Origin of the sequence: Sphaerisporangium sp. NPDC005289, assembly GCF_040607455.1 — a bacterium.
GTDB classification, from domain to species: domain Bacteria; phylum Actinomycetota; class Actinomycetes; order Streptosporangiales; family Streptosporangiaceae; genus Sphaerisporangium; species Sphaerisporangium rhizosphaerae.
Genome location: NZ_JBEXGS010000017.1, coordinates 190510 through 202654, shown reverse-complemented (window position 1 = coordinate 202654; position 12145 = coordinate 190510). Strand labels below are relative to the sequence as shown.

The 12145-nt window shown below is 72.2% G+C and carries 10 protein-coding genes; 1 reads left to right on the top strand and 9 read right to left on the bottom strand.

All coding sequences use genetic code 11. The features are described 5' to 3' along the window. Positions 1 to 606: 606 nt before the first annotated feature. The 9 genes from tyrS to argC all read right to left on the bottom strand — a co-directional run bounded on the left by tyrS (position 607) and on the right by argC (position 10218). The gene (gene tyrS / locus ABZT47_RS27500; RefSeq protein ID WP_354847982.1) at positions 607 to 1875 is read right to left on the bottom strand and encodes a tyrosine--tRNA ligase; all 1269 of its coding nucleotides are present in this window, start codon (positions 1873 to 1875) and stop codon (positions 607 to 609) included. Between the two features lie 126 nt (positions 1876 to 2001). Continuing rightward, entirely contained in the window at positions 2002 to 2682 is a 681-nt protein-coding gene (locus ABZT47_RS27495) for a DNA-3-methyladenine glycosylase (RefSeq protein ID WP_354847964.1), read from the bottom strand. A 29-nt stretch (positions 2683 to 2711) separates the two neighbouring features. Then, positions 2712 to 4136 (bottom strand): argininosuccinate lyase, encoded by a 1425-nt coding sequence (argH, locus tag ABZT47_RS27490; protein ID WP_354847979.1) that lies wholly within the window; start codon positions 4134 to 4136, stop codon positions 2712 to 2714. Between the two features lie 181 nt (positions 4137 to 4317). Then, complete coding sequence (locus ABZT47_RS27485; RefSeq protein ID WP_354847961.1) at positions 4318 to 4836, bottom strand: arginine repressor; 519 nt, start codon at positions 4834 to 4836, stop codon at positions 4318 to 4320. Further along, positions 4833 to 5771 carry an ornithine carbamoyltransferase gene (gene argF, locus ABZT47_RS27480; protein WP_354847959.1) on the bottom strand — a complete coding sequence of 313 codons (939 nt, stop codon included), beginning with the start codon at positions 5769 to 5771 and terminating at the stop codon, positions 4833 to 4835. Before argF ends, ABZT47_RS27485 begins: the two co-directional genes overlap by 4 nt. Continuing rightward, a complete protein-coding gene (locus tag ABZT47_RS27475; protein WP_354847956.1) occupies positions 5768 to 7012 on the bottom strand; it encodes an acetylornithine transaminase in 1245 nt (414 codons plus the stop codon). The genes argF and ABZT47_RS27475 overlap by 4 nt, the downstream gene beginning before the upstream one ends. After that, a complete protein-coding gene (argB, locus tag ABZT47_RS27470) occupies positions 7009 to 7992 on the bottom strand; it encodes an acetylglutamate kinase (RefSeq protein ID WP_354847953.1) in 984 nt (327 codons plus the stop codon). Before argB ends, ABZT47_RS27475 begins: the two co-directional genes overlap by 4 nt. Continuing rightward, positions 7989 to 9140 carry a bifunctional glutamate N-acetyltransferase/amino-acid acetyltransferase ArgJ gene (gene argJ / locus ABZT47_RS27465; protein WP_354847950.1) on the bottom strand — a complete coding sequence of 384 codons (1152 nt, stop codon included), beginning with the start codon at positions 9138 to 9140 and terminating at the stop codon, positions 7989 to 7991. Before argJ ends, argB begins: the two co-directional genes overlap by 4 nt. Before the next feature lie 55 nt (positions 9141 to 9195). Beyond that, entirely contained in the window at positions 9196 to 10218 is a 1023-nt protein-coding gene (argC, locus tag ABZT47_RS27460) for an N-acetyl-gamma-glutamyl-phosphate reductase (protein WP_354847948.1), read from the bottom strand. A gap of 191 nt (positions 10219 to 10409) precedes the next feature. Here argC and ABZT47_RS27455 point away from each other — a divergent pair, with 191 nt between their 5' ends. Further along, positions 10410 to 12083 carry an AMP-binding protein gene (locus ABZT47_RS27455; RefSeq protein WP_354847945.1) on the top strand — a complete coding sequence of 558 codons (1674 nt, stop codon included), beginning with the start codon at positions 10410 to 10412 and terminating at the stop codon, positions 12081 to 12083. The last annotated feature ends 62 nt before the right edge of the window (positions 12084 to 12145 follow it).

The window sequence follows — 12145 nt, the reverse complement described above, 5'->3', positions numbered from 1 at the left end:
AAACGGACGCGTACACCACCGGAAACCAGACCCACCAAGGACCCGACCCCCGACTGGGGCGTTCATCTCGTGTTCTTAAACTTTACCAGTTTCCGGCGATCTCCGTCAAATCAACCGATCTGCCGTAACCGTTCGGAACTGCTAAAATCTCGGTCACCCCATCGCCAGGGCAACCCGTCTAACTTACGTCATCACCCACGCCAAGTCCAATCGAGTCAAATAGCGGCTCGAGTCGATCTCGTGCGGGCGACACACCAGAACCGGACCCTCCGTCGAGGACGGAGTTTCCGAGATCGTGTCGTTCGGGATGCCCCGGGAGTCAGGCGCCTCTGCGGCGGCCCGCCGTTTCCCTGGGGTGGAACAGAACATTAAGCGGCTCTGGAGGGTCCGTCAAATCGATTACGGGGCCGATCGCCCAGCTCATCCCGTGATCCGGGAAACTCTCACGCATCCGCTACAAGACTGTTACCTACGACAGCGGCCCCCGGTACGCGCGGCGCGCGTACCGGGGGCCGGGGGGCCTGAGACGGGAAACCGTGGAAAGCCGCAGGTCACGGACCCACGAGCCGAAGCGGACGGGCGGCTCAGCCGACTGCGACCTCGAGGTCAGCCGGCCGCCACCTCGACGCCGCCCACAGAACGCTTGCCACGGCGGAGCACCAGGAAGCGCCCGTGCAACAGGTCATCGGCGGTGGGCACGTACGCCTCGTCGGTGACCCGCACGTTGTTGAGGTAGGCCCCGCCTTCCTTGACCGAGCGCCGCGCGGCCGACTTGCTCTCGACCAGCCCACTGTCGGCCAGCAGGTCGACGTAGGCGGCCCCGAGCGCGGGGACGGTGACCCGTGGCACCTCGGCGAGCGCGGAGGCGAGCGTCCGTTCCGGCAGCTCCTCCAGGGACCCCTGGCCGAACAGCGCGCCCGACGCGGCGATGACCGCGCGGCACTCGTCGGCGCCGTGCAGCAGGGTGGTGAACTCCTCCGCCAGCGCCCGCTGCGCCTCGCGCGCCGCGGGACGCTCCGAGGCGCTCTTCTCCAGCGCCTCGATCTCGTCCCTGGAGCGGAAGCTGAAGATCTTCAGGAACTTCACCACGTCGCGGTCGTCGGAGTTGAGCCAGAACTGGTAGAAGGCGTAGGGCGAGGTCAGCTCGGGGTCGAGCCAGACCGCTCCGCCGGCCGTCTTGCCGAACTTGGTGCCGTCGGCCTTGGTGATGAGCGGCACGGTCAGCGCGTGCACGTGAGCGCCCTCGACCCGGCGGATGAGGTCGCAGCCGGCGGTGATGTTGCCCCACTGGTCGCTGCCGCCGATCTGCAGAGTGCAGCCGTGGCGGCGGTGCAGCTCCAGGTAGTCGTTGGCCTGGAGGATCTGGTAGCTGAACTCGGTGTAGCTCAGCCCCTCCCCCGCGAGTCTGGCCGAGACCGACTCGCGGGCGAGCATGCGGTTCACCGGGAAGTGCTTGCCCACGTCACGCAGGAAGTCGATCGCCGACAGGCCCGCCGTCCAGTCGAGGTTGCTGACCAGGATGGCGGCGGAGGGGTCGGAGAAGTCGATGAACTTCTCCACCTGGACGCGGATGCGCCGCACCCACTCGGCGACCACGTCGGTGGAGTTGAGCGAACGCTCCTCGCTCTTGCCGCTGGGGTCGCCGATGAGGCCGGTGGCGCCGCCGACCAGCCCGATGGCGTGGTGGCCGGCCCGCTGGATGCGCGTCAGCGTGAGCAGCGGGACGAGGTTGCCGACGTGCAGGGAGGGGGCGGTGGGGTCGAAGCCGCAATAGACCGTGATCGGACCTTCGCTCATCGCGCCCCGCAGGGCGTCGATGTCGGTGGACTGCGCGATCAGGCCGCGCCACGCAAGGTCATCGAGGATGTCGGTCACGATCCTGGCCTTCATGAGTCGTTCGCTGAATGGGATGAATGCCGGGCTCTCGCCCTGCGTACAGCCTGCCCGATCACCGCACCACTCCGCCACTCGGAGGACCAGGATGCGGGACGGCCCGGGCCGTCAGCTCGGCCGGGTCTTCGGCACGTGCTTGCGGTACGGCGAGACGGTCGGGTCGCCGTCGATCCAGAAGCGCCACGGCGTGTCCGCACCGGACGACACGCCGGTGCGCGGGCCGGAACGGATCGACGCCGGGTCGGCGGGGTCGCCCTCCAGTACCCGTAGGCCGTCCGGGCGGGAGCCGGAGCAGCAGTCGGCGCCGTTGAGCTCGCGTCCGATGCCGAGCGCGACGGCCAGGCGGGCGGGGCCGCGGGCCAGGTCGCGTGCGGGAACGGGGCGGCCGGGGCTGGTGAGCGGCGCGGAGGTGCCGGGCCGGTGGCGGCGGGTGCGGGCCTCCTCCACCCCTCGCACCACCTCGCCCGCGCGCAGCAGCACCCCCGAGCCCATTCCCTCGGGCAGGCAGACGAAGTTGGCGCAGTAGTGCATGCCGTAGGTGAAGTACACGTACAGGTGGCCGGGCGGGCCGAACATGACGGCGTTGCGCGGCGTGCGTCCCCGGTAGGTGTGGGAGGCGGGGTCGGTCCCGGGTGGGCCGTAGGCCTCCACCTCGGTGAGGCGGACGGCGACCGGCCCGTGCACCAGGAAGCGCCCGAGCAGGTCGGGGGCCACCTCCGGCACGGGCCGGTCGAAGAACGCGCGGTCCAGGACACGCCCGGCGACCTCGGATGTCCGAGCGACGGGCATCCGCCCGTCCACGCCGGCCGTTTCCCGGCCTAGGATCCGGTCGCCCACGCGGCCTGGCCGTCCACGATCTCTCGGAGCGCGGCGATCTGGTCGCGCACCCGGTCGGGCGCGGTGCCGCCGTGGGCCTTGCGCGAGGCGAGCGCGCCCTGCACGTTCAGCACCTCCAGCGGGCCCGGCACGTCGGCGCCGTCGGCCGCGGACGCGGTGAAGTGCGGGGAGATCTTGGCCAGGTCCTCCTCGGTGAGCCGCTCGAAGGTGGTGTCGTTGACCTGGCACCAGACCACCAGGTGGCCGACGGCCTCGTGGGCGTCGCGGAAGGCCACGCCCTTGCGCACCAGCAGCTCGGCGAGGTCGGTGGCCAGGGCGAAGCCGTCGGGCGCGGAGGATTCCAGCCGGGCGGTGTTGACGCGCATGGTGGAGACCAGGCCGGAGACCGCGGGCAGCACGAGCAGCAGGGTGTCGACGGCGTCGAAGACCGGCTCCTTGTCCTCCTGCAGGTCGCGGTTGTAGGTGAGCGGCAGGCCCTTGAGCGTGGTGAGCAGGGACATCAGGTTGCCGATGAGCCGGCCGGACTTGCCGCGGGCCAGCTCGGCGACGTCCGGGTTCTTCTTCTGCGGCATGATCGACGAGCCGGTGGAGTAGGCGTCGTCCATCTCGATCCAGTGGAACTCCTGGGAGGCCCAAAGGACGATCTCTTCGCCCAGGCGGGACAGGTGGACGCCGATCAGCGCCGCGCAGAACAGGAACTCCGCGGCGAAGTCGCGGTCGGCGACGGCGTCCATGGAGTTGGGCGCGGCCGAGTCGAAGCCGAGTTCCTGGGCCACCCTCTGCGGGTCCAGCGGGAGGGAGGACCCGGCGAGCGCGCCGGCGCCGAGCGGGGAGACGGCGGCGCGCCGGTCCCAGTCGCGCAGCCGGTCGACGTCGCGCGCGATCGCGTGGACGTGGGCCAGGAGCTGGTGGCCGAAGGAGACCGGCTGAGCGTGCTGCATGTGGGTCATGCCGGGCGCGGCGGTGGCCGCGTGCTCCTCGGCCTGGCTGATCAGCGCGGTCTCCAGCTCGACCAGCCGGGAGACGATGTAGCGGACGTTGTCGCGCAGGTACAGGCGCAGGTCGGTGGCGATCTGGTCGTTGCGGCTGCGGCCGGCGCGCAGCTTGCCGCCGAGCGACCCCAGGTGCTCCAGAAGCCCGCGTTCGAGGGCGGTGTGGACGTCCTCGTCGGCCACGGTGGGCCGGAACTCGCCCGACTTGCAGGCCCGCTCGAGGTCGTCCAGCGCCGCGATCATGCGCTCGAGCTCGTTCTCGCTCAGCAGCCCCGCGCGGTGCAGCACCCGGGCGTGCGCCCGCGACGCCATCAGGTCGTACGGCGCGAGCCGCCAGTCGAACTGCACGCTCACGGAGAGCCGTGTCAGCGCGTCCGCGGGACCGCCTTCGAACCTGCCACCCCATAGCCGCATGGGCTTGCCACCCTCAGCCACCGTTCTCCTCTTCCCTAGATCGAAATGCTCAATCCGCGACCCTAGCCCAAAACGACGCTCATCAGCCGAGACGGCCGTCCCGCGCGGCGCGATCTTGTTTCGGGCGTCCATGTCGCCCGCAAGGCCCGGCATGGGCCGGGTCTGTGCCGGTCAGCCCGCCTCACGCGGGCTGACTACGTCGCTCGGTCAGCTTGAGCAGGGAGTCCGCGAGCAGGGTGCCGCCGGTCGGGTCGCGGCTGATCACCAGGATGGTGTCGTCGCCGGCGACGGTGCCGAGGATCGACTCCCAGTCGGCGTGGTCCAGTGCCGAGGCGAGGAACTGCGCGGCGCCGGGCGGCGTGCGCACGATCACCAGGTTGGCCGAGGCCTCGGCCGAGACCAGCAGTTCTTCGGCCACTCGTCGCAGGCGGGCCGCCGGGGTCTCGGTGCCGGAGCCCGTGCGGGTCAGCGGGATGCGCGCGCCACCCTCGCCCGGCAGCGCGTACACGAGCGAGCCGTCGTCGGCCCGCAGCTTGAGCGCGCCCAGCTCGTCCAGGTCGCGCGACAGGGTGGCCTGGGTGACCTCGACGCCGCTCTCGGCCAGCAGCCGGGCCAGTTCGGGCTGGGAGCGGACCTGGTTGCGGTTCACCAGGTCGGCGATCTTGGCGAGCCTCCCCGCCTTGGTCAGGGGGATGGTCATCGCGTCACCAGCCACTGGAGCAGGGCCTTCTGGGCGTGCAGGCGGTTCTCGGCCTCGTCCCACACGGCGCTGTGCGGGCCGTCCAGCACCTCGGCGGTGATCTCCAGGCCGCGGTAGGCGGGCAGGCAGTGGAGCACGACGGCGTCGGGGGCGGCCAGGCCCAGCAGCGCGGAGTTGATCTGGTACGGCGTGAGCGCGGCGACCCGTTCGTCCTTTCCGTCCTGGCCCATCGACACCCAGGTGTCGGTGGTCAGGACGTGGGCGCCGGCGGCGGCCGCGCCGGCGTCCGACAGCACGGTGACCGAGCCGCCCGTGGCGGCGGCGATCTCGGCGGCGCGGGCCAGGACGGCGGCGTGCGGCTGGTAGGCGGCCGGGGCGGCGATGCGGATGTGCATGCCGGCGGTGGCGCCGCCGAGCAGGTAGGAGTGGGCCATGTTGTTGGCGCCGTCGCCGAAGTAGGCGAGCGTGCGCCCGGCGAGGGCGCCCAGGCGCTCGCGCACGGTGAGCAGGTCGGCGAGCACCTGGCAGGGGTGGAACTCGTCGGTCAGCGCGTTGACGACGGGGACCGGGGACGCGGCGGCCATCTCCTCGACGCGTTCCTGCCCGAAGGTGCGCCAGACGATCGCGGCGACCAGGCGCGAAAGGACGCGGGCGGTGTCCCCGATCGGCTCGCCGCGGCCCATCTGGGACCCCGCGGCGTCGATGATCAGCGGGTTGCCGCCCATCTCGGCGATGCCGACCGCGAAGGAGACGCGGGTGCGGGTGGAGTGCTTGTCGAACAGCACCGCGACGGTCTTCGGGCCCTCGAACGGGCGGTACCCGTAGCGGTCCTTCTTCATCGCCTCGGCCAGGTCGAGGACCTCGGCCTGCTCGGCCGGGCCGAGGTCGTCGTCGCGCAGGAAGTGCCGGACGGCTCCTGAGATCGGCCCGCTCATCCGGCCACCTCCGAAAGGATCGCGGGCAGGGCGCCGAGGAACGAGTCGACCTGCTCCTCGGTGATGACCAGGGGTGGCGCGAGCCGGATCGCGTCGGGTTGCACGGCGTTGACCAGGAACCCGGCCCGCTGGGCCGCGGCCTGGACCTGCGCGGCGTGGTCGCCGATGAGCACGATGGCCCGCCACAGGCCGCGCCCGCGCACGCCGGACAGCAGCGGGTGGTCCAAGGACGCGATGCCCTCGGCGAGCCGGTCGCCGAGCTCGCGGACGTGGGCGAGCAGCCCGTCGCGCTCGATGGTGCCGAGCACGGCGAGGGCGGCGGCGGCCGACACCGGGTTGCCGCCGAAGGTGGAGCCGTGGTCGCCCTTGGCGAACAGCGTGCCGGCCTGGCCGAAGCCGACGCACGCGCCGATCGGCAGCCCGCCGCCGAGACCCTTGGCCAGGGTGAGCACGTCGGGGACGATGCCGTCGTGCTGGTGGGCGAACCAGTGGCCGGTGCGGCCGATCGCCGACTGGATCTCGTCCAGCACCAGCAGGGCGCCGGTGGCGTCGCAGATCTGCCGGGCGGCGGTGAAGTAGCCGCCGGGCGGCGGCACGACCCCGGCCTCGCCCTGCGTGGGCTCCAGGAAGACCGCGGCGCAGTCGCCGGTGACGGCCTGCTTGAGGGCGTCGGCGTCACCGTAGGGGACGAAGCGGACGTCCAGCGGGAAGGGCCCGAACTGGTCGCGGATGGCGGCCTTGCCGGTCAGCGACAGCGCGCCGAGCGTGCGGCCGTGGAAGCCGTTCTCGGCGGCGACGTAGTACTTCCTGCCGGTGGCCCTGGCGTGCTTGACGGCCAGCTTGAGCGCAGCCTCGTTGGCCTCGGTGCCGGAGTTGGCCAGGAAGACGCGGCCGGGGACCTTCAGCAGGCCGAGCAGCCGTTCGGCGAGCAGCACCTCGGGCTCGTTGATGAACAGGTTGGAGCTGTGGGCGAGCGCGGCGGCCTGCTCGGAGACGGCGCGCACCAGGGCGGGATGGCCGTGGCCGAGGGAGCTGACGGCGATGCCGGCGATCAGGTCGAGGTAGCGCCTGCCGTCGGCGTCCCAGACGTGGCACCCCTCGCCGCGCACCAGCACGGCCGGGGGCACCCCGTAGTTGGGCATGAACGCGGCCTCGAAGCGCTCGGTGAGCGAGGCGGCGCCGGCGTCCAGCAGGTCGCCTCCGGCGTGGCCGGGCGTCGCGGATGGGCTGACCTGGCTCATGACTCCTCCTCCGGCACCACCATGGTCCCTATCCCCTCGTCCGTGAAGATCTCCAGCAGCACCGAGTGGGGCACCCGCCCGTCCAGGACGTGGGCCTGGGGCACGCCCGCGCTGACGGCGGTCAGGCAGGCCTCCATCTTCGGCACCATGCCGCTGGACAGGCCCGGCAGCAGCCCGGCCAGCTCGCCGGCCGTCAACCGGCTGATCACCTTGGTTCCGGCGCCGTCGCCCGAGGGCGGCCAGTCGGCGTACAGGCCCTCGACGTCGGTGAGGACGACGAACTTGCCCGCGTCCAGCGCGACGGCGAGCGCCGCGGCGGCGGTGTCGGCGTTGACGTTGTAGATCTCGCCGTCCTCGCCGCGGGCGATGGAGGAGACGACCGGGATGCGCCCGTCGTCGAGCAGGGCCTGGACGGCCCCGGGCTCCACCTTGACGATCTCGCCCACCTGGCCGATGTCGACCTTCTCGCCGTTGACCTCGGCGTGCTTGCGTTCGGCGGTGAACAGGTGGGCGTCCTCGCCGGACATGCCGATGGCGAACGGCCCGTGCCGGTTGATCAGGCCCACGACGTCGCGGTTGACCTGGCCGACCAGCACCATGCGCACGACCTGCATGGCCTCGGGCGTGGTGACCCGCAGCCCGGCGGTGAAGCCGGTCTCGATGCCGAGGCGGTCGAGGTGGGCGTTGATCTGCGGGCCACCGCCGTGCACGACGACCGGCCGCAGGCCCGCGTGGAGCAGGAACACCATGTCGTCGGCGAATCCGCGGCGCAGCGTCTCGTCGGTCATGGCGTTGCCGCCGTACTTCACCACGACGGTCTGCCCGCGGAAGCGCTCCAGCCAGGGCAGGGCCTCGATGAGGACGGCGGCCTTGGCGTGCGGGCCGAGGACGTGCCCCGCCGCGGACGGGGCCGCGGCGGGCGGGGCCGCGGCGGGCGGGGCGGTTCCGTTCCGCCCGGCGGCCGGCGTGTCGCCGCTCATGTGGAGTACGCCGAGTTCTCGTGGACGTACTCGGCGGTGAGGTCGGTGGTGTGGACGGTGGCCGAGTGCGGCCCCGCCGACAGGTCGATGGTGATGGTCACGTCCCTCGCGCGCAGGTCGACCTTGGCGCGGTCGTCGCCCGCGGCGCCGCCCCGGCAGATCCAGATGCCGTTGATGGCGACGTTGAGCCGGTCGGGCTCGAACACGGCGTCGGTGGTGCCGACGGCGGACACGACGCGGCCCCAGTTGGGGTCCTCGCCGTGGATGGCGCACTTGAGCAGGTTGGACCTGGCCACCGCCCTGCCGACGGTGACCGCGTCGTCCTCGTGGGCGGCGCCGACGACCTCGATCGCGATGGCCTTGGTGGCGCCCTCGGCGTCGACCAGGAGCTGCCTGGCCAGGTCGGCGCACACCTCGGTGATCTTCTTCTCGAACTCGGCGGGGTCGGGGGTGACGCCCGATGCCCCGCTGGCGAGCAGCAGCACGGTGTCGTTGGTGGACATGCAGCCGTCGGTGTCGAGCCGGTCGAAGGTGACGCCGACGGCCTTGCGCAGCACCCGGTCGAGCTCGGCGGCCGGCACGTCGGCGTCGGTGGTGATGACGCTGAGCATCGTGGCCATGGCGGGGGCCAGCATGCCGGCTCCCTTGGCCATGCCGCCCACCATGTAACCCTCGCCCCTGCGGAAGGCGATCTTGGTGACGGTGTCGGTGGTGCGGATGGCGTCGGCGGCGGCCAGGCCCCCGTCGCGGGACAGCTGGGCCGCCACCGCCTCGACCCCGGCCAGCAGCGGGTCCATGGGCAGGCGCTCGCCGATCAGGCCGGTGGAGCAGACGGCGACCTCGCCGGCCGAGTCGCCGATGACGCCGGCGACCTTCTCGGCGGTGGCGTGAGTGTCCTGGAAGCCGCCCGGGCCGGTGCAGGCGTTGGCGCCGCCGGAGTTGAGGACGACCGCCCGGACCCGGCCGCCGGTGAGGACCTGCTGGGTCCACAGCACGGGGGCGGCCTTGACGCGGTTGCGGGTGAAGACGCCGGCGGCGGCACGGGAGGGGCCGTCGTTGACGACCAGGGCCAGGTCGCGGGCGCCCTTGGCCTTCAGGCCCGCGGCGACGCCGGCGGCGCGGAAGCCGAGGGGCGCGGTGACGCTCATGACCGGCCCTCCCCCGCCTTGACCGAGGTGATCGGGGTGGTGTGACTGCGCTGGCTCACGGGGCTACTCCATTGAGGGGAAGGCCGAGTTCTTCTGCCAGGCCGAGGGCGAGGTTGGCGCTCTGGATCGCCCCGCCCGCGGTGCCCTTGGTCAGGTTGTCGATGGCGACGACGGCGACCACGCGGCCGGCCCGCTCGTCGAGGGTCACCTGGAGCGCGGCGGTGTTGGCGCCGACGGTCATGGCCGTGGCGGGCCAGACGCCCTCGGGCAGCAGGCGCAGGAAGGGCTCGTCCTTCACCGCCGCGGCGTAGGCCTCGCGCAGCGCGGCGGCGGTCAGACCGGGAACGGCGGGCGCGGTGCAGGTGGCGAGGATGCCGCGGCTCATCGGGGCCAGCATGGGGGTGAAGGAGACCTTCACCGGGGTGCCCGCGACCTTGGAGAGGTTCTGCTCCATCTCGGGCGTGTGGCGGTGGGCGCCGCCCACGCTGTACGCGCCGACCGAGCCCATGACCTCGCTGCCGAGCAGGTGGGTCTTGGGCGAGCGACCGGCGCCGGAGGTGCCGCTGGCGGCGACGACCACGACGTCCGGCTCGGCGAGGCCGGCGGCGAAGGCGGGGAACAGGGCGAGGGTGGCCGAGGTCGGGTAGCACCCGGGGACGGCGACGCGTCGTGCCCCGCGCAGCACGTCGCGCTGGCCGGGCAGCTCGGGCAGGCCGTACGGCCAGGTGCCGGCGTGCTCGCCGCCGTAGAAACGGACCCACTCGGCCGGGTCGTCCAGCCGGAAGTCGGCGCCGCAGTCGACCACGAGGGTGTCCTCGCCGAGCTGGGCGGCGATGGCGGCGGACCGCCCGTGCGGCAGGGCCAGGAACACGACGTCGTGGCCCCGCAGCGTCTCGGCCGTCGTCTCGGCGAGGACCCGCCCGGCGAGGGCGGGCAGGTGCGGCTGATGGGCGCCCAGGGCGCCGCCCGCGCTCGAGCCGGCGGTCAGCGCGCCGATCTCGAGGGCGGGGTGGGCCGAGAGCAGGCGCAGAAGCTCGCCCCCGGCGTAGCCGCTGGCTCCGGCGACCGCCGCTTTCATCGACTCACCTCGCATGACCATGCACTGGGCCTTATGACCTTTACAAAGAAAGATTATGCACCGCTCAGCATCTTCATGCAAACCAACATCACGTGAATGACCGTGTGAGCTGGACCCCTGTTCTCCGTACCTACCGGTCGGTATCGTCACCTTCCACAACGGCAGCTACTCACCCCCGGGAGTAACCGCGCATGACTGTCACCCATGACCAGGTCCAGGCACAGCTCACCGGACCTGGCCAGTTGTTCGAGATGGAGGAGGTCGAGATACGCGGGTCGAAGCTCCGGACCTGGAAGCACGCCCCGACGACCTTCCGCGCCCTGCTGGAGAACAGCCGCTTCCACGGAGAGGCGATCTTCATCGTCTACGAGGACGAGCGCGTCAGCTACGAGGAGCACTACCGCCGGACCGCCACGCTGGCCACCCGGCTCGCCGAGGACTACGGCGTGACCAAGGGAGACCGGGTCGCCATTGCGATGCGCAACTACCCCGAGTGGGTCGTGGCCTTCTCGGCGGTCGTCGCGATCGGGGCGATAGCCGTGCCGCTGAACGCGTGGTGGACGACGCCCGAGCTGGAGTACGGCCTGTCGGACTCGGGGGCCAAGGTGTTCATCGCCGACGGCGAGCGGGCCGAGCGGCTGCGCGGGACGTCCGTCCCCATGATCGTCACCCGCGCCGCCGGGGACCTGCCGCCCGGGGCCCGCGCGTTCGCCGACGTCCTCGGCGAGGTGCGCGCGGAGGCGACCCTGCCGGCGGTCGAGCTGGACCCCGAGGACCCGGCCACCATCTTCTACACCTCCGGGACCACCGGCCACCCCAAGGGCGCGCTCGGCACCCACCGCAACGCCGCCCAGTCGCCGATGACCGTCGCCTACGCGCTGCTGCGCAGCATCGCCCTGGCCGGCAAGGACCCCTCGACGGCGGTGGGCACCCGGCGCATCACGCTGCTGACCGTGCCCCTGTTCCACGTCACCGGCTGCTTCGCGGTGATGACGGCCACCATGTTCACCGGCGGCGGCCTGGTGCTGATGTACAAGTGGGACCCCGGGCAGGCGCTCCAGTTGATCGAGCGCGAGAAGGTCACCATCATGACCGGCGTCCCGACCAACGCCTGGCAGCTGCTGTCGCACCCCGACCTCGGCAAGTACGACATCTCGAGCCTCGGCGGGGTCAGCTACGGCGGCGCGCCGGCCCCGCCCAAGCTGCTGGAGCGCATCGGCGACCAGCTTCCCCAGCGGCAGGCGTCCAACGGGTACGGGATGACCGAGACCACCGCGCTGGCGATCTACAACAGCGGGCCCACCTACCTGGCCAAGCCCGACAGCATCGGCCTGCCCCTGGCCGTGTGCGACGTGCGCGTGTCCGACCCGCTCGGCAACGAGCTGCCCCCCGGCGAGGTCGGCGAGCTGTGCATGCGCGGCCCCAACGTCATCGCGGGCTACTGGAACCGCCCCGAGGCCACCGCCCAGACCTTCGTGGAGGGCTGGCTGCACACCGGCGACCTGGCCAGGCTGGACGAGGAGGGCTTCGTCTACATCGTCGACCGGGCCAAGGACATGGTCATCAGGGGCGGCGAGAACGTCTACTGCGCCGAGGTCGAGGCGGCCCTGTTCGAGCACCCCGCCGTGGACGACGCCGCCGTGATCGGCATCCCGGACGACGAGCTCGGCGAGCAGGTCGGCGCCGTCGTGCGCCTGAAGCCCGGCATGTCGGCCACCGCAGAGGAGCTGCGGGAGTCCCTGACCGGCGTCCTGGCACCGTTCAAGATCCCCGTGCGGTTCTGGTTCCGCGAGACCGAACTCCCCCGCAACCCCGGCGGCAAGATCCTCAAGACCCACCTGCGCCGGGAGACCCTCGGCCTGTGAACGCCCCGACGGCCGCGCGGCGCCCCTGCCGGGCCCCGGGAACCGTGGGCCCCGGGGGCGCC